The organism is Bradyrhizobium sp. AZCC 1719 (genome assembly GCF_036924525.1).
Lineage (GTDB): Bacteria > Pseudomonadota > Alphaproteobacteria > Rhizobiales > Xanthobacteraceae > Bradyrhizobium.
Genome location: NZ_JAZHRU010000001.1, coordinates 1,643,843 through 1,661,251, shown reverse-complemented (window position 1 = coordinate 1,661,251; position 17,409 = coordinate 1,643,843). Strand labels below are relative to the sequence as shown.

The following is a 17,409-nucleotide window of genomic DNA, read 5'->3' as shown; positions in this document are numbered from 1 at the left end:
GTGTCGTCGAGGCCCTGCACTATAGCCGCGTCAATCGCAATCGCAGCGCGTTGCCGACGACGCTGACCGACGATAGCGCCATTGCCGCCGCCGCGATGATCGGTGACAGCAATAGTCCGAACGCCGGATAGAGAATGCCGGCGGCGATTGGGATGCCGGCGGCGTTGTAGATGAAGGCGAAGAACAGGTTCTGCCTGATATTGCGCATCGTGGCCTGCGACAGTCGGCGGGCGCGGACGATGCCGCCGAGATCGCCCTTCAGCAACGTGACGCCGGCACTTTCCATCGCAACGTCCGTTCCCGTGCCCATCGCAATGCCGACTTCGGCTGCGGCGAGCGCCGGCGCGTCGTTGACGCCGTCACCTGCCATCGCAACGATCTTGCCGGCCTTCTGCAGCTTTGCGACCACCGCGCTCTTCTGATCGGGCAGCACTTCCGCCTCGACATCTGCTATCCCGAGGTTGCGTGCGACGGCGTTCGCCGTGGTCCTGTTGTCGCCGGTCAGCATGATGACCTTGATGCCCTCGGCTGCCAGTGCCTTCAGGGCGTCGGGTGTCGATGCCTTCACGGGGTCGGCGATCGCGAACAATCCCGCAAGCTTGCCATCAACGGCCATGTTGATCACCGTCGCGCCGTCGCCGCGCAGACGTTCGCCCTGTTCGTTCAACGCGCTGGCATCGATGCCGAGGGACCGCAGGAAATTCGCATTGCCGAGAACGATGGTTTTGCCGTCGACCTGGCCGGTGGCGCCCTTGCCGGTCGGCGAGTCGAACTGGTCCACCTTGCCGAGATCGAGATTGCGTTCCATGGCTGCCCGCACGATGGCATCGGCCAGTGGGTGTTCGCTGGCCCGTTCGACGCTCGCCGCCAGCCGCAGAATATCGTTCTCGCTAAATCCGCCTGCCGTCACGATGGTGACCACCTTCGGCTTGCCCTCGGTCAGCGTGCCCGTTTTGTCGACCACCAGCGTGTCGACCTTCTCCATGCGCTCCAGCGCTTCGGCGTTCTTGATCAGGACGCCGGCCTGGGCGCCGTGGCCGACGCCGACCATGATCGACATCGGCGTGGCGAGGCCGAGCGCGCAGGGGCAGGCGATGATGAGGACGCTGACGGCCGCGACCAGGCCAAATGCCACGCGCGGCTCCGGTCCGAACCAGGCCCAGGCGCCGAACGCCAGTAACGCCACGGCGATGACAACGGGCACGAACCAGCCGGAAACCTGATCGGCCAGCCGCTGGATCGGCGCGCGGGAGCGTTGCGCATCCGCCACCATTTTCACGATCTGGGAAAGCAGCGTATCGCGGCCGACTTTGTCGGCGCGCATGATGAAGCCGCCGGACTGGTTGAGCGTGCCGGCGATCACCTTGCTGCCGGGCTCCTTGGTGACCGGCATGGATTCGCCCGTTACCAGCGCTTCGTCGAGCGAGGAGCGGCCTTCGAGGATGACGCCGTCGACCGGCACCTTCTCGCCCGGCCGGACGCGCAGTTTGTCGCCCACCGCCAACGCGTCGATCTCGACCTCATGATCCGTGCCGTCGTCGCCGATGCGGCGGGCGGTCTTCGGCGCAAGCTGCAGCAGCGCCTTGATCGCGCCTGACGTCGCTTCGCGGGCGCGGAGTTCGAGCACCTGGCCGAGCAGCACGAGCACGGTGATGACCGCCGCCGCTTCGAAATAGACCGCGACCGCACCGCCATGGCCGCGGAAGGTGGCTGGGAAGATGCCGGGCGCAACGGTGCCGATCACGCTGTAGACATAGGCTACGCCCGTGCCCATCGCGATCAGCGTGAACATATTGAGATTGCGCGTCACCAGCGACTGCCAGCCCCGCACGAAGAACGGCCAGCCCGCCCAGAGCACGACGGGCGTGGCAAACGCGAACTGAATCCAGTTCGACAGCGTCTGGTCGACCCAGTCATGGCCGCCGACGAGATGGCCGCCCATCTCCAGAACGACGGCCGGCAGCGAAAGCACGAGGCCGATCCAGAAGCGGCGCGTCATGTCGGCGAGTCCCGGATTGGGTGGCGTATCGAGGCTTGCCACCTCCGGCTCCAGCGCCATGCCGCAGATCGGGCAGCTTCCGGGGCCGACCTGGTGGATCTCCGGGTGCATCGGGCAGGTGTAGATCGTGCCCTCCGGCACGGCGGCCTTCGGCCTCTTGTCCTTCTCGAGATAAGCGACGGGATCGGCGGCGAATTTGGTGCGGCAGCCGGCCGAGCAGAAATGAAAGGTCTCGCCGTGATGGTCGAAGCGGTGCTTGCTGGTCGCGGGGTCGACGGTCATGCCGCAGACGGGATCGCGCACGGTTGCCGAACCGGCGGCTTGATGGCCGTGGTGGCTGTGACTGGCGCGGCCATGCCCGCCGCAGCAGGCGCTCTTTGACGCGCCGTTTCGATCGGCGTTTTCATTGTTGTTCATCATCATCTCCGGCACTTGAAACCTATACCCTGTAGGGGTATATAGGCCGCATGCGAAAAGACATCAAGGCATCCTGTCAGAAGCGCCTCAGCCGGATCGAGGGCCAGGTCCGCGGCCTGTCACGAATGGTTGATGAGGACCGTTACTGCATCGACATCGTCACCCAGATCTCCGCCGTCCGGGCCGCGCTGCGGCGCGTTGAGGAGGAGGTGCTGCGGGATCACGTGGCGCACTGCGTCGAGCACGCCATCACCAGCGGCAACAAGGCCGACCAGCGTGAAAAGATCGCGGAGCTGATGGACGTGATCGGGCGCTCTGACCGGTAGCATCGCGGCAATGGTCTCGTGAGATGGTCGGCGATTGTCGCTTCCGAGCCAGCCGCGCGCCTTGATCCAGATCAGTGTTAGTCGTGCCGGTGCGTGTGCCTGCGCGCCCGCAGCTTCTTGCCCGAGGCCGTCGGGATCATCACCACGCGTCCGTAACGCACGCCGCGCTCGGCGATGATGTGATCGGCCAGGTGCCGGACCTCGCCGCTTGCACCCTTTAGCGCCGTCACCTCCATGCAGCTATCGTCGTCGAGATGCACATGCAGCGTCGCCAGCGACAGATCGTGATGGCCGTGGAAATTCTGTATCAGCCGTTTTGAGAGATCCCGCGCGGCGTGATCGTAGACGTAGACCAGCGCCGCGACGCACTGGCCCGATGGCGTGGCGTTCTCGGCGCTTTGCTGCAGGCCAGCGCGGGCGAGATCGCGGATGATCTCGGAGCGGTTCTGGTAGCCGCGGGCTTCCGCCGCCGCGTCGATCTCGGCGAGCAGCTCGTCTTCGATCGTGATCGTAATCCGTTGCATGGAAAATTCCGTTCTGGCTCCAGTATGATATTCTTGTTGTATCATCATACTGCGCTTGCTAGCGTGAAGCGCCGGGTTAAGTCGAACTGATGCGGTCGCGCGCCGATTGTAGCAGTTATCATGCAGGGGCATGAGCGTTGCGTCGATCTGCTTGGGGAGCATTTTCCGCCGCCGCATCACTGCTCGCGATGGCGTCGCCGGCGGACGCGCAGAGCGTCGCTGCCGCAGGGGCTGACCGGCTTCCTGCTGTGACAATAAATCCCCCCGAAGCGCGCCCGCGCAACCGGGCCAAGCCGCCGCGCCCTCAACAAGCCGTCCGAAATTCCTCCGCCGTTCAGCCGGGCGCACCTGTTCTGCCGCCCGCCAGCGGCGGCGTGACGTCCGGCTCCGCGACGGCAGGGCCGGCATATCTGCAACCGACCGCAGCCAGCGCCACGACAATCAGCGGCGCGGAGCTGAACGCCCGGCCCTTCTCGCGCGTCGGCGAGGCGCTGGAGGTTGTGCCGGGACTGATCGTGACCCAGCATTCCGGCGAGGGCAAAGCCAACCAGTATTTTCTGCGCGGCTTCAATCTCGATCACGGCACCGATCTCGCCATCAGCGTTGATGGCATGCCGGTCAACATGCCGAGCCATGGTCACGGTCAGGGCTATGCCGATATCAATTTTCTGATTCCGGAACTGGTGCGGTCGATCAGCGTCCGCAAGGGACCGTACTTCGCCGACCAAGGCGACTTCGCGTCCGCGGGCGCTGTCGCCATCGACTATGTCAACCGGCTGCCGAAGAACATCACTGAGCTGACGTTCGGCAGTTTCGGTTATCGCCGTGCGCTGGCGGCGGGATCGACGGCGGTCGGCGCAGGCACATTGCTCAGCGCGTTCGAAGGCGTCGCATATAATGGTCCATGGGACGTGCCCGACAATGTGCGCAAGCTCAACGGCGTGTTGCGCTACAGCCAGGGCACCGCGACCGATGGCTTTACGCTGTCGGCGATGGCCTATTCCAACGGCTGGACTTCGACCGACCAGGTGGCGCAGCGCGCGATCGACCAGGGCGTGATCGGCCGGTTCGGGACGCTCGATCCGACCGATGGCGGCGTTTCGAGCCGGTTCTCGCTGTCGAGTAACTGGGCGCAGTCGAGCGAATACGGGCAGAGCAAGGTCAACGCCTATGTGATCAACTCGTCGCTGCGGCTCTACAACAACTTCACCTATTTTCTCGACGATCCCGTCAATGGCGATCAGTTCAGCCAGATGGACCGGCGCACGGTCTATGGCCTTAACGCCAGCCACGCCTTCGATGTACGCGTGGGCGGGATCGAAACGCAGACCCGCGTCGGACTGCAGACGCGCAGCGATGATATCCGTGTCGGCCTGTTCAAGACGTTGCAGCGTGAGACGCTTTCGACCGTTCGCGAGGACAACGTGAGGGAAGGCAACATTGGCCTGTGGGCCGACACGACGGCGCGCTGGACCGACTGGCTGCGCACCACGGTCGGCATCCGCGAGGATTATTTTGCGGGCCGTGTCACGAGCGATACGCCGCAAAATTCCGGCAACGCGCAGGCGTCGATGGCGAGCCCGAAGGCCGGATTCGTGCTGGGCCCCTGGTACCGGACCGAGTTCTACGGCAATGCTGGCTACGGCCTGCACTCCAACGATATCAGGGGGACGACCATCACCGTCGATCCGATCGACAAGGTGACGCCGCAGGATCGCGTGCCGCTGCTGGTACGGTCGAAGGGCGCCGAGATCGGCATCCGCACCAAAGCGATTGAAGGCCTTACCAGCTCGCTTGCGGTGTTCGTGCTGAATTTCGATTCCGAGCTGCTGTTTGTCGGCGATGCCGGCACCACCGAACCCAGCCGGCCCAGCCGGCGCGTCGGCGTGGAATGGGCCAACCAATATCAGATGTTGCCGTGGATGCGGCTCGACTTCGATGTCGCCTACACCCGCGCTCGCTTCACCGATGCCGATCCGGCCGGAAATTTCATCCCGGGCGCGCCGGCATGGGTCGCGAGCGGCGGTGTGACATTTGGCGGTGAGGCCGGCTGGTTCGGCGCGCTGCGGGGACGCTACTTCGGCCCGCGTCCCCTGATCGAGGACGACAGCGTCCGCTCGCAATCATCGCTGATCTTCAATGCGCGCGCGGGCTACAAGTTCGACAATGGCCTGCGGCTGCAGCTCGACGTGCTCAATCTCTTCAACGCGAAGACTAACCAGATCGAGTACTACTACCTGTCGCGCTTGCCGGGCGAGACGATCGGTGGCGTCGCCGACCGTCATGTGCATCCGGCAGAGCCGTTGGCGGTGCGACTGACGCTGGCTGCGAGGTTTTAGATTGTAGGGTGGGCAAAGGCGCCCTTGCGCCGTGCCCACCATCTTTCCGGATCGTTGGCTTTGATGGTGGGCACGCTTCGCTTTGCCCACCCTACGATTCGTCTCTACACCGTCATCTCCGATGTCCGCGGCTTCATGCGGCGCTCCGGCGGGCGGACCGGGACATATTCGACGGCGAGATAATGTTCCGACACGGTGATGCGCTCGATCATCGCGGTTTCGACGGTGACTTCCTCAACAGTCACTTCTTCAGCCGCAGCCGGAAGCGGCGTTTCTTCGTCAATCTCTTCAGGAACAAGCGGCGGCGACTTGACCTCTGGAAACACACCGAATTGGCCCGCTACCTCCGGGAGCGGCTTCTGCTTGTCGGCCCAGTGCAGGGCCGTGTAGTCGAAGCCGTGCACGATGGTGGGTTTGACGACTTCGAAATAGGGCGAGATGTCGAAATCGCGCGGCATGTAGAGCGAGGAATCACGGATATGCAGGATTTCGCGCCGGGCCTTTCGCGAGGCGGCGCGGGTAATCTTGGGCAGGATCGGGTAGCGCACGGCGTCGAAGGCCTGCGCGATCAGCGCCGAGCAGATGATCTTGGTGGGATCGCCGGAGCCGAACGCGATCATGCGCCGCCGCCATCGCTGCGGTATCGGCAACGGAATCAGATAGCGCATCAAATCGACGATGTTCTTGGTGTCGTAGCCGAAGCCGATCCGGTTGATGGCGTAGCGGCACACCGTGGTGCGGTCCTCGTAGGACAGGCCGACCGGGCGGCAAATGCGGGTGTGATAGGGAAAATACTTCGACAGCGGCGCCGAGGTGACGCCCTCGCCGATATTGGCCTCGATCAGCACATGCGGCTCGCCGTCGGGCTCGGTGGCGCCGTCAACCGGACCGACATAGAGCGCGCCGTGCGACCAGGTGGACTGCGTGAGGTATTTGATGATGCCGGAGATCCGGTTGTTGCCTTCGACCAGCAGCACGTCGCCAGGCTCGATGACGCCGCGCAGATGTTCGGGGTCGCTGGGCGTGAACGGCTCATAGCCCGGGACTTCCTTCTGCAGGTAGCCCGCAATCAACTGGCCGATGGTGTCGAGCATTACGCCCATGAAACTCCCCCAGAGCGGCTTTTCTTCCGCTTTTTTTGTTTCCTTATCATGGTCGCAAGCCGTTTCAATTTAGTTCATGCGGGAGGCGGGTCAATCATGATTGATTTACCATGAGTGTTGCTGCGTCACGTGAGATGCTGCACAGTTCGCTAGCTGTTCTCGCGTCCTTCAGGTCCCGGAAACCATGACATGACATTGACCCGCCGCACCTTTCTGTCGGCGTCCGCAGGCCTGGCGGCGGTTCCGGTTTTGTCTGGTGCTCGTGCCGGGGCCGCGCCCTTGCCGCGGGATGCCGACATCGTGGTGATCGGCGCAGGCGCGGCCGGCATTGCTGCGGCGCGGCGGATCATGGCGGCGAACCGCAGGGTGATCGTGGTGGAGGCGGCAAGCCAGATCGGCGGCCGCTGCCAGACCGACGCTTCGACTTTCGACGTACCGTTCGACCGCGGCGCGCGCTGGATGCACAATCCCGAGACCAATCCGATGATCAAGCTGGCGCGGGCGGCCGGGCTCGAGATCACGAGCGCGCCATCGGGCCAGAAGATCCGCATCGGCCGCCGCAATGCCCGCGCCGGCGAGACCGAAGAGTTTCTGGCGGCGCTGGTGCGCGCCAACCGCGCCATCGACGACGCCGCGCGGCGGTTCGATGTTTCCTGCGCCTCCGTGCTGCCGAAGGATCTCGGCGTTTGGGCGGGCACGGCAGAATTTGTGCTGGGCGCCGGCTTCTCCGGCAAGGATCTGAACGACGTCTCGGTCGGCGACAAGTCGCGCGCGCAGGATCGCAACATCGCGATCGGCTGCCGCCAGGGATTGGGCACACTGATCGCAAAACTCGGCGAGCAGGTGCCGGTGGCGCTGTCAACACCCGCCAATCGCGTCGTCTGGAGCAACCGCGACGTAATTGTGGAAACACCTGCCGGAAAGATCGTCGCCCGCGCTGCCGTTGTCACAGTGTCGAGCAACGTGTTGGCGGCCGGCAATATCAAATTCGCGCCCGACATCCCGAAGCGCATGCTCGACGCCGCTTCGAAACTCAGTCTCGGCAGCTACGATCGGATCGCCCTGCAGATGACGGGCAATCCGCTCGGCCTCGCCCGTGACGACGTCGTCATCGAGCAGAGCAATTCGACCAAGACGGCGCTGATATCAGCCAATATCGGCGGCTCGTCGTTCTGCACCCTCGACGTCGGCGGCTCGTTCGGCCGCGATCTTTCCGCGCAGGGCGAGAAGGCCATGGTGGCGTTTGCGGTGGAATGGCTAACGAAGCTGTACGGCAGCGAAGTGGCCGCCGCGGTGACGAAATCGAGCGCGACGCGCTGGAACGCCGCGCCGTTCACGCTCGGCGCGATGTCGGCAGCCGGTCCTGGCGGGCAATCCTCGCGAAAGGTTCTGACCGATCCGATCGGCTGCATGTATCTCGCCGGCGAGGCGACCCATGAAACGCTGTGGGGAACGATCGACGGCGCCTGGGAAAGCGGCGAACGCGCGGCAGAGGCGGCACTGCGGCGGATCGGTGCGTTGAAGGACCCCGAACCGGAAGCGCGGCCGGCGAAGCAGCAGCGGCGGCGCGCACCGTCTCCGAGCAACTGATGGCCCGTCCCAAAGCCCTGATCTCCTGGTCGAGCGGCAAGGATTCCGCCTTTGCGCTGCATGAAGTGATGCGCGCGGGCGAATTCGACGTGGTCGGCGCGCTGACCACGGTGACCGAGACGTTCGGCCGGGTATCGATCCATGGCGTGCGGCAGGAGATCTTGCAGGCGCAGTGCGAAGCCGCCGGCCTGCCGCAGCGGATCGTGGCAATTCCCTATCCCTGTCCGAACGAGATTTATGAAGCGCGGATGGGCGAGGCGATCGCGCAAGCGGTTGCCGACGGCATCACGCACATGATCTTCGGCGATCTGTTCCTGGCCGACATCCGCGCCTATCGCGAACAGAAGCTCGCGGGCACCGGAATCACGCCGGTGTTTCCGCTCTGGGAGCGGCCAACGCCGGAGCTCGCCCGAGCGATGATCGCAAGCGGGCTGGAAGCCCATATTGCGACCGTCGATCTGAAGAAGCTGTCAGCGGAATTCGCCGGTCGCAAATTCGATGCAACGCTGCTCGCCGATCTGCCGGAGGGCGTCGACCCCTGCGGCGAGAACGGCGAGTTTCACACCTGTGTCGTGGCAGGGCCGATGTTCTCGCGGCGGGTGACGGTGATGACCGGAGAGTGCGTCGCGCGTGATGGTTATGCGTATTGCGACCTGGTGGTGAGTTAGCGCAGGAATTGTAGGGTGGGCAAAGTGACTTGTCCGCCGTAGCTCAACGAGCGAAGGCGGAAGCGTGCCCACCATGATACAAAACGGCGCGTGTGATGGTGGGCACGGCGCAAGTGCGCCTTTGCCCACCCTACGGGTCTGTGTCTATCTCAGCACACCATCCAGAACAGGCAATCCGAAGATCACCGCGGCCGCGATCAGCGCGTAACAGATCGAGCGGAATACGGTTTCGCTGGCCTTGCCGAACAGCGACGCGCCGAACCAGACACCGATGCCGTAGACGGGGCCGACCACCAGCGCGAACTTGATCGCATCCATCGTGATCAGTCCGGTCGCGGTGTAACTCACGGCGGAGAAGAAATCCGAGGCGCCGAAGAACAGCACGATGTTGGCACGCGCGATCACGGAAGGAATCGGCCGGCCGAGCCAGTAGCCGACGATCGGCGGCCCGCCGGTCTGGGCGAGGCCGCTGCAAAATCCTGACAGCCCGCCGATGCCGATTGAAACCGCCGCGCGATCCTTGCCGCGGTAGCGCCAGCCGGAGAGCAGAAGCAGCAGCAGCGCGAACACGAAGACGGAGATGATCCAGCGTGTCGTCACCGGCTCGAGGCGGCTCAGGAAATAGGTGCCGATCGGCACGCCAATCAGGGCGCCCAACACTATGACCGCAGTCGCCTTGCGGTCAGCCTTCTCCCACGCGTTCGGCAGCAGCGGCGCGGCGGCGACGAAATCGATGATCAGCAGCAGCGCGGCCACCAGCCGCGGGTCGGCGAACGAGCTGGCCAGCGGCATGAAGATCAGCGCCGCCCCGAACCCGGAAAAACCCCGCGCCGTGCCCGACATGAAGGCGACGGCGCAAATCGCGATTGCCGCGTTGAGGCTGATGTCGGGTGGAATCAGGCCAAGCGAGTTCATTCTTTAGCGCCTGAGATTGGGTTCAGCTGCGACCGCATCAGAGGTGGGCTCCTTCTCCCGCTTGCGGGGGAAGGCTGGGATGGGGGTGTCGCAACAAATGAGACTGTTCGAGTGGAGAGAGCCCCCACCCGCATCGCATCTTTCGATGCGATGCGACCTCCCCCGCAAGCGGGAGAGGTTGCAGCTCGTCGTGCGGTTATCCCGTCAGGCCCGTCGGCTCATCCCCGCAACGTGCCGCCGGTCTTCTTCGTCACCTCGGCCACGATCTTCGCCGCTACGGCGTCGATCTCCTGATCCGTCAGCGTCTTCTCGCGCGGCTGGATCGTCACGGCGATCGCGATCGACTTTTGGGCCGGATCGATGCCCTTGCCTTCATAGACGTCGAATACGGCTACGTCCGTGATCAGCTTCCTGTCCGCGCCCTGCGCCGCGCGCACGATGTCGCCGGCCTTGACGGCGCGATCGACGATAAAGGCAAAGTCGCGCGATACCGGCTGGAACGCGGAGAGTTCGAGCAGCGGCTTGGCGCGGGTCGGCTTCTTCTTGGCATCGGGAATGCGGTCGAGGATCACTTCGAACGCGATCATCGGGCCGTCGGCGCCGAGCGCCTCCAGCGTGCGCGGATGCAGCTCGCCGAAATAGCCGAGCACGTTCTGCGGTCCGATCTGGATGGTGCCGGAGCGACCCGGATGCAGCCAACTTGCGCCGCCCGGCACAATCTGCAGCGCCTGCATCGGCGCGCCGACCGCCGCGAGCACCGCGAACGCATCGGCCTTGGCGTCGAGTGCATCGGTCTGGGCAGAGCCTGACCAATGCCGGCCCATGCCCTTTGTCGACGCAAAGCCGTGGCGCACGCCGGAGGCTGCGACGAACTGGTTCTCGGGCTTGTCGCCCTTAAAGATCTGGCCGACCTCGAACAGCGCGACGTCGGAGCAACCGCGGTTGGCATTGGCCTGCGCCGCGGCGACGAGGGCCGGCAAAAGGCTCGGCCGCATGTCCGAGAGATCGGAAGCGATGGGGTTGGCCAGCGCGAGTTCTGCCTGTCCGCCACCGAACATCTCAGCATGCAGCTTGGAGATGAACGACCAGGTCACGGCTTCCACCATGCCGCGCGCGGCGAGCGCGCGCTTGGCACGGCGGGTGCGGGACTGAATCGTGGTCAGCACCGGCTTGCGCGCTTCGTCGCCGCGCTCGAACGGCGTCATCGGTACCTTGTCGACGCCGACGATGCGGACGATTTCCTCGACGATGTCGGCCTTGCCGTCCACATCCGTACGCCAGGAGGGAACGGCGACCTTCACCACCGGGCCGTTGCCGGCGACCATGAAGCCGAGATGGCCGAGGATGCGCCGCATCTCGACCAGCGGCACCTCGATTCCCGCGAGGCGCTTCACCTCGGCGAGCGGGAAGTCGATGATGCGGTCGTCGCCGAACGCATTGCCGACGATGAAAGTCTCCGACGGCGTGCCGCCGCAGAGCTCCATCACCATTTTGGTCGCAAGCTCGAGCCCCGGCACCATGAAGGCCGGATCGACGCCGCGCTCGAAGCGGTAGCGCGCGTCCGAATTGATGCCGAGCTTGCGCCCGGTCTGCGCGATGTTAATCGCGTTCCACAGCGCCGATTCGATCAGCACGTCCGTCGTGTTCTCGTCGCAGCCGGAAGTCTCGCCGCCCATGATGCCGGCGAGCGATTCGACGCCGTGCTCATCCGCGATCACGCAGATCGAGGGATCGAGCGTGTAGGTGCGGCCGTCGAGCGCCAGCAGGCTTTCGCCTTCCTTGGCGCGGCGTACGGTGAGATTGCCCGTCACTTTCCTTGCGTCGAACACATGCAGCGGCCGGGCGCGGTCATAGGTCATGAAGTTGGTGATGTCGACGAGCGCATTGATCGGCCGCAAGCCGATCGAGGCCAGGCGCTTCTGCAGCCATTCCGGCGAGGGGCCGTTCTTGACGCCGCGCACCAGCCGCAGCGCGAAGCCTGGACACAGCGTCGCATCTTCCACCGTCAGCTTCACCGGGCAGGGGAATTCGCCCTTAACCGGTTTGATTCCGGGATCGATCAGCTTGCCCATATCGGCAGCGGAGAGATCCCGCGCGATGCCGTGCACGCCGGTGCAGTCCTGCCGGTTCGGCGTGAGGTTGATTTCGAGCACGGGATCGCCGAGGCCTGCCCATTCGGCATAGCCCTTGCCGATCGGCGCATCGGCCGGCAATTCCATGATGCCGTCATGGTCCTCGGAAAGCTGCAGCTCTGCGGCCGAGCACAGCATGCCGCGGCTTTCGACGCCCCGGATGGTTCCGACGCCGAGCGTGATGTTCTTGCCCGGGATGAATGTGCCGGGCGGCGAGAACACGCTGACGAGCCCAGCGCGCGCATTCGGCGCGCCGCAGACCACCTGCACCGGCGCAGCACCATTGCCGGTGTCGACCATGCAGACCCGCAGACGATCGGCATTGGGATGCTGCTCGGCCGAGATCACCCGCGCGATCGAAAACGGCGCGAGCGCCTTCGCCTTGTCCTCGATGCTCTCGACCTCGAGCCCGATCATGGTGAGCTTGTCGGCAAGCTTTTCCAGCGGCTCGTCGGTGTCGAGATGTTCCTTCAGCCAGGAGAGCGTGAATTTCATTTTACGTTCCTAGAAAACCTCGACCAGCCGGAATCGTTCGCACATCAGCATCATGTCTTCGCGAAACTTGCCCAGCCGTCCGAAATAATTGCGGTGTGCCTGCCGCCAGTAGGCGAGGCTGCGGTCGCCTTCGCCTTCTTCATAGGCAAAGGCGGCATCCACTTCGGGAAAGCGGCGGTAAGTGACTTCGATCGTCTCAATCACGCAGCGCGGCGCGCGGCGCCCGTCGAGCACGATCCATTGCTCGCCCGGCGTCGACGTGTTCGGCTCGTCCTCAGTAGAGCAGGTCGCAGTCTTCACGCCCTTGACCACGAGGTCGAGCAACTCGTCGGCAAGCTCCGGCCCATCGCCGAACGCGAAGGAGCGCAAACCCTGATATTTCGCAGGGACCGCACTCACGTGCTCAATCCCCCCGCCAGCGTCGGGACGTCGAGCGGCTTGAAGCCGTAATGCGACAGCCAGCGCACGTCGTTCTCGAACAATTGCCGGAGATCGGACATGCCGTATTTCAGCATCGCGATGCGGTCGATGCCCATGCCCCAGGCAAAGCCTTGATAGACATCGGGGTCGATGCCGCAGGCGCGCAGCACGTTCGGATGCACCATGCCGCAGCCGAGAATCTCCAGCCAGTCTTCGCCTTCGCCGAAACGGATCTCGCCCTTGTCGCGCCGGCACTGGATGTCGACCTCGAGCGAGGGTTCGGTGAACGGGAAGAACGACGGGCGGAACCGCATGTTGATGTGGTCGACCTCGAAGAACGCCTTGCAGAACTCGTGCAGGATCCATTTGAGGTGGCCGAGATGCGAGCTCTTGTCGATCACGAGGCCTTCGACCTGGTGGAATTGCGGCGTATGGGTCGCGTCCGAATCGATGCGGTAGGTGCGGCCCGGGCAAACCACGCGGATCGGCGGCTTCTGCGACAACATCGTGCGCACCTGTACCGGCGAGGTGTGAGTGCGCAGCAGCATGCGCGAACCGTCTTCCTTCGGATTGAAGAAGAAGGTGTCATGCATCTCCCGCGCCGGATGGCCCTCGGGGAAGTTCAGTTTCGTGAAATTGTAATCGTCGGTCTCGATATCAGGACCTTCGGCGATCGCAAATCCCATGTCGGCGAAGATCGTGTTGACCTCCTCGAACACCTGGCTCAGCGGATGGATGCGGCCCTGTTCGGCAGGCGTCTCGCGCAGCGGCAAGGTGACGTCGATGGTCTCCGATGCCAGACGCGCATCGAGTGCTGCCGATTTCAGGATGTCGCGACGGGCGGAGAGCGCCTGCGTAACCTTGTCCTTGGCGAGGTTGATCGCGGCGCCTTGCGTCTTGCGCTCGTCCGGCGACATCTTGCCAAGGGTGGCGAGCAGCGCGGAGATCGAGCCCTTCTTGCCGAGCGCCGCGACGCGCACGGATTCGAGCGCGGCTTCGTCGCCGGCGGCCGCGATCTGGCTGAGAATTTGGGATTCGAGTTGAGCTAGGTCGGACATGGCGACGGTACCTTTGGGGAACGCGCGCTCGCAGTCCAAACGGGACCCTCACCATCCGCGACTTGTCCGCCGAAGCTCAGCGAGCGAAGGCGGAAGGCGGATGATCCAGTAACCCCCGGAGTCAAAATGTCGGTCGGTGGTTTACTGGATGCCCGCCCCAGTGCGCAATGCGCACAAGGCGGGTCATGACACCGGAATTGCAAGAACGCCGCAGCGATTGCGAATTAGGCCGCCAGCGCGGCCTTGGCCTTCTCGGCAATCGCCTGGAACGCCGCCGGCTCGTTGATGGCGAGATCCGACAGCACCTTGCGATCCACCGTGATGCCCGACTTCGAGAGGCCGTTGATAAAGACGCTGTAGGTCATGCCATACGGGCGCACGGCGGCATTGAGACGCTGGATCCAGAGCGCGCGGAAGGTGCGCTTCTTGCGCTTGCGGTCGCGAAACGCATATTGCCCGGCCTTCTCGACGGCGGCCTTGGCGGCGCGGATGGTGTTCTTGCGGCGGCCGTAAAAGCCCTTGGCGGCCTTGTAGACTTTCTTGTGCTTGGCGTGAGCGGTCACACCGCGTTTGACGCGAGACATGACTGGTATCCTTGATCAGAATAGATGACGGGATCGCCGCGCGGGCGCGGCTCGGCTGCAATGACGTGAACGCGATCAGGCGTTCGGCAAGAAGTACTTCTTGACGTTGTCGCCGTCGGTCTTGAACAGCACGCGGGTGCCGCGGAGCTGACGAATCTGCTTCTTCGTCCGCTTGATCATGCCGTGGCGCTTGCCGCGCTGGGCGTGCATCACTTTGCCGGTGGCAGTCACCTTGAAGCGCTTTTTAGCGCCTGACTTGGTCTTCAGCTTGGGCATTTGGCTCTCCTGTGGCCGCAGAAAAACGCGCCCGAGGGGCGCTCTTGCGGCTTAAAATGCTCGTTAGAGCGTTGAAAGTGCTCAGGTTTTTCCCAAAAAGCGAGACAACCCGCACGAACATCGACACGGCAGCCCTTGATCAGCCGGGCGATGAAGGTCGGGCTTATGGCAGAGGAAATGCCAAATGGCAACGATGAACCGCGGGGGGCGGTGCCGTTACCAACGCCGTGATGTCATCAATCACCTTGGTGTGGAGCAGGAAGAATGACCCGATTTCAGCGATCGATTGCCTGTTTTAACGCGTTTCCCGGCCTGCGCTCCCTGCGCTGGCTTCCCGTACTCGCAGCGCTTGCCGCGGTGGCCACACCTGGTGGTGCCGATGCGGCCACCAGAAGGGCCGCAGGTGTCTATGACGGCACCTGGAACGTGATCTTCGCGACGACGCGGGGCAATTGCAGTTCCGGATACAGCGTCCCGTTTACTGTCGCCGGTAACCGCGTGTCATCGGCCGGCGGCGGCCGGGTTTCCGGTTCGGTCAATCGCACCGGCGCGGTTGCGGTCAAGGTTTCCGTCGGCGCCTCCAAGGCCAGCGGCGGCGGCCGCCTCGTCGGCATCAGTGGGGCGGGCGCGTGGAGCGGCATCATCACCGGTGACCGCTGTAGCGGCACCTGGCAGGCCACGCGGACCTAGATCCAGCTCGTGTCCCGGACTCGATGCAGCGCGGAGCGGTGCATCGCAGAGCCGGGACCCCGGGCCACATGGACCCCGGATCAGCAGCGCACCACGCCGCAAGTGCCATAGCGCGTCGAAGACGCGCGTGAACGCGCTGTTGGCGTTGCGCAGCATCCGGGGAACGCAATCGGCACCAACGAGAAACGGCCCGCCGGGTCATCCGACGGGCCGCTTTCGATTCTACTAACTCAACCTAGCGCGGCGCCAGCACCATCACGACCTGGCGTCCCTCGAACCTGGCGTCCTGCTCGACCTTGGCGAACTCGGCGACGTCGGCCTTCACCTTGTCCAGAAGCTTGGTGCCGATTTCCTGGTGCGCCATTTCGCGGCCACGGTAGCGCAAGGTGATCTTGACCTTGTCGCCTTCCTCGAAGAACCGCTGCATGGCGCGCATTTTCACGTCGTAATCGTGATCGTCGATCATCGGCCGCAGCTTGATCTCCTTGATCTCGACGATCTTCTGCTTCTTGCGCGCCTCGGCGGCCTTCTTCTGTGCCGAATACTTGAACTTCCCGTAGTCCATGATCTTACAGACGGGAGGATTGTTGTTCGGCGAAATCTCGACAAGATCCATGCCCGCCTCGAGCGCCATCTTGATGGCGACCACGGTCTCGACCGTTCCGTGGTTGGTGCCGTTCTGATCGATCAGCTGGATCTGCGCGTTGCGGATATCATCATTGGTGCGCGGCCCGTCTTTGGTTGCAGCGGGCGGGGCTCTGTTGGGACGGCGAATGGGTAACTCTCCAAAGTTGTGAAAGAAGGGCCGCAGTTTGAAGCAATACGCTCAAGACAGCAAGCGAACTCGCGGTCTGCGCCCGAAAACCGTCAAATGCGAGGCATTTCGGTCACGTCCGGCAAATATAGCGCGGCGGCCTGATCCGCAAGCGCCGGGCGGTCTCGTGCTTGACCGATAGAGCGCACTCGCGGACAAAGCGGCAGGGCGAGAGTGACCGATCCAATGACTGATTCAGCGACAAATTCAGCGCCAATCGACCAGGAACCGACCTTTATCGAGGTGGGAGAGGGCGTCGCCGGCCGCCGGATCGCGGTGCGTGCCCGCGCCGGCAGCGGGCCCGGGCTATTCTGGCTCGGCGGCTTCAATTCCGACATGCGGGGCACCAAGGCGCTCGCGCTGGACGCGTGGGCCGCGGAACACGGCCGGGCCTGTATTAGATTTGATTATTCCGGCCATGGCGAATCGGGCGGCGCTTTCGTCGATGGCACCATCGGACGCTGGCTGGAAGAGAGCGTTGCGGTATTCGAACAGTTCTGCCGGGGCCCGCAGATCGTGATCGGTTCATCGATGGGCGGCTGGCTGGCGCTCCTGCTGGCGCGCGCCATCGCCGAGCGTGAGGCGACGCAGGCGAACCTCGCCGGGCTGGTGCTGATCGCGCCGGCGCCGGACTTTACCGAGCAATTGATGTGGAACAGCCTCTCCGACGAGGTTCGCGAGGAGATCAGGACCAGGGGCGTGTGGATGCGGCCGTCGGAGTATGGCTACGGCGCACCCTATCCGATCACGCGCGCACTGATCGAGGAGGGCCGCAACCATCTCCTGCTCGGTAGCGCCATCGAGGTCGGATGTCCCGTGCGTATCCTGCAGGGCGCGCAGGATCCCGACGTGCCCTGGCAGCACGCTTTCGCGCTGGCGCACCGGTTGCCGGCCGAGGACGTGGTGCTGACCATGATCCAGGACGGCGACCACCGTCTGTCCCGCCCACAGGACATCGCGCGGATCATCGCTGCGGTGGCGGAGATGGGGTGATCTTTTTCCCTTCTCCCCTTGTGGGAGAAGGTGCCTTGCCGAAGGCAAGGCGGATGAGGGGTTTGT

16 protein-coding genes are annotated in these 17,409 nt (G+C 64.1%); 6 read left to right on the top strand and 10 right to left on the bottom strand.

The window, feature by feature from the left end; all coding sequences use genetic code 11:
- Positions 1-19 precede the first annotated feature (19 nt).
- Complete coding sequence (locus tag V1292_RS07935; protein WP_334371594.1) at positions 20-2,416, bottom strand: heavy metal translocating P-type ATPase; 2,397 nt, start codon at positions 2,414-2,416, stop codon at positions 20-22.
- A gap of 50 nt (positions 2,417-2,466) precedes the next feature.
- Between V1292_RS07935 and V1292_RS07930 the strand changes: the two genes are divergently transcribed.
- Positions 2,467-2,742, top strand: a complete 276-nt coding sequence (locus V1292_RS07930; protein WP_057844804.1) for a metal-sensitive transcriptional regulator — start codon at positions 2,467-2,469, stop codon at positions 2,740-2,742.
- A gap of 77 nt (positions 2,743-2,819) precedes the next feature.
- Here V1292_RS07930 and nikR read toward each other — a convergent pair whose 3' ends face one another.
- Positions 2,820-3,266, bottom strand: a complete 447-nt coding sequence (gene nikR, locus V1292_RS07925) for a nickel-responsive transcriptional regulator NikR (RefSeq protein ID WP_334371591.1) — start codon at positions 3,264-3,266, stop codon at positions 2,820-2,822.
- A gap of 188 nt (positions 3,267-3,454) precedes the next feature.
- Here nikR and V1292_RS07920 point away from each other — a divergent pair, with 188 nt between their 5' ends.
- Positions 3,455-5,605, top strand: coding sequence for a TonB-dependent receptor (locus tag V1292_RS07920; protein WP_334376970.1), 2,151 nt, complete (start codon positions 3,455-3,457; stop codon positions 5,603-5,605).
- A gap of 104 nt (positions 5,606-5,709) precedes the next feature.
- Here the strand turns inward: V1292_RS07920 and V1292_RS07915 are convergent, their stop codons facing one another.
- Positions 5,710-6,708, bottom strand: a complete 999-nt coding sequence (locus V1292_RS07915; protein WP_334371590.1) for a YiiX/YebB-like N1pC/P60 family cysteine hydrolase — start codon at positions 6,706-6,708, stop codon at positions 5,710-5,712.
- A 189-nt stretch (positions 6,709-6,897) separates the two neighbouring features.
- Here V1292_RS07915 and V1292_RS07910 point away from each other — a divergent pair, with 189 nt between their 5' ends.
- Together V1292_RS07910 and V1292_RS07905 are read left to right on the top strand one after the other, a co-directional pair.
- Positions 6,898-8,298: a flavin monoamine oxidase family protein gene (locus V1292_RS07910; protein ID WP_334371588.1), complete on the top strand. Its 1,401-nt coding sequence runs from the start codon at positions 6,898-6,900 to the stop codon at positions 8,296-8,298.
- Positions 8,298-8,966: an ATP-binding protein gene (locus tag V1292_RS07905; protein WP_334371586.1), complete on the top strand. Its 669-nt coding sequence runs from the start codon at positions 8,298-8,300 to the stop codon at positions 8,964-8,966. The genes V1292_RS07910 and V1292_RS07905 overlap by 1 nt, the downstream gene beginning before the upstream one ends.
- 144 nt (positions 8,967-9,110) lie before the next feature.
- Here V1292_RS07905 and V1292_RS07900 read toward each other — a convergent pair whose 3' ends face one another.
- The 6 genes from V1292_RS07900 to rpmI form a co-directional block, all read right to left on the bottom strand.
- On the bottom strand, positions 9,111-9,881 hold the full coding sequence (locus V1292_RS07900; RefSeq protein WP_334371584.1) for a sulfite exporter TauE/SafE family protein: 771 nt from the start codon (positions 9,879-9,881) through the stop codon (positions 9,111-9,113).
- Positions 9,882-10,099: 218 nt separating this feature from the next.
- Positions 10,100-12,508, bottom strand: a complete 2,409-nt coding sequence (gene pheT / locus V1292_RS07895; protein WP_334371582.1) for a phenylalanine--tRNA ligase subunit beta — start codon at positions 12,506-12,508, stop codon at positions 10,100-10,102.
- A 9-nt stretch (positions 12,509-12,517) separates the two neighbouring features.
- Positions 12,518-12,907, bottom strand: coding sequence for an ASCH domain-containing protein (locus V1292_RS07890; RefSeq protein WP_334371580.1), 390 nt, complete (start codon positions 12,905-12,907; stop codon positions 12,518-12,520).
- Positions 12,904-13,986 (bottom strand): phenylalanine--tRNA ligase subunit alpha, encoded by a 1,083-nt coding sequence (gene pheS, locus V1292_RS07885; RefSeq protein ID WP_334371578.1) that lies wholly within the window; start codon positions 13,984-13,986, stop codon positions 12,904-12,906. Before pheS ends, V1292_RS07890 begins: the two co-directional genes overlap by 4 nt.
- 224 nt (positions 13,987-14,210) lie before the next feature.
- Complete coding sequence (rplT, locus tag V1292_RS07880) at positions 14,211-14,570, bottom strand: 50S ribosomal protein L20 (RefSeq protein ID WP_028347928.1); 360 nt, start codon at positions 14,568-14,570, stop codon at positions 14,211-14,213.
- Positions 14,571-14,645: 75 nt separating this feature from the next.
- Entirely contained in the window at positions 14,646-14,846 is a 201-nt protein-coding gene (gene rpmI / locus V1292_RS07875; RefSeq protein WP_008539890.1) for a 50S ribosomal protein L35, read from the bottom strand.
- Positions 14,847-15,110: 264 nt separating this feature from the next.
- Here rpmI and V1292_RS07870 point away from each other — a divergent pair, with 264 nt between their 5' ends.
- Positions 15,111-15,536, top strand: coding sequence for a hypothetical protein (locus V1292_RS07870; RefSeq protein ID WP_334371577.1), 426 nt, complete (start codon positions 15,111-15,113; stop codon positions 15,534-15,536).
- 235 nt (positions 15,537-15,771) lie between these two features.
- On the opposite strand, the gene infC is transcribed toward V1292_RS07870, so the two are convergent.
- Entirely contained in the window at positions 15,772-16,311 is a 540-nt protein-coding gene (gene infC / locus V1292_RS07865) for a translation initiation factor IF-3 (RefSeq protein ID WP_028347926.1), read from the bottom strand.
- A gap of 225 nt (positions 16,312-16,536) precedes the next feature.
- Between infC and V1292_RS07860 the strand changes: the two genes are divergently transcribed.
- The gene (locus V1292_RS07860) at positions 16,537-17,343 is read left to right on the top strand and encodes an alpha/beta hydrolase (protein ID WP_334371575.1); all 807 of its coding nucleotides are present in this window, start codon (positions 16,537-16,539) and stop codon (positions 17,341-17,343) included.
- The last annotated feature ends 66 nt before the right edge of the window (positions 17,344-17,409 follow it).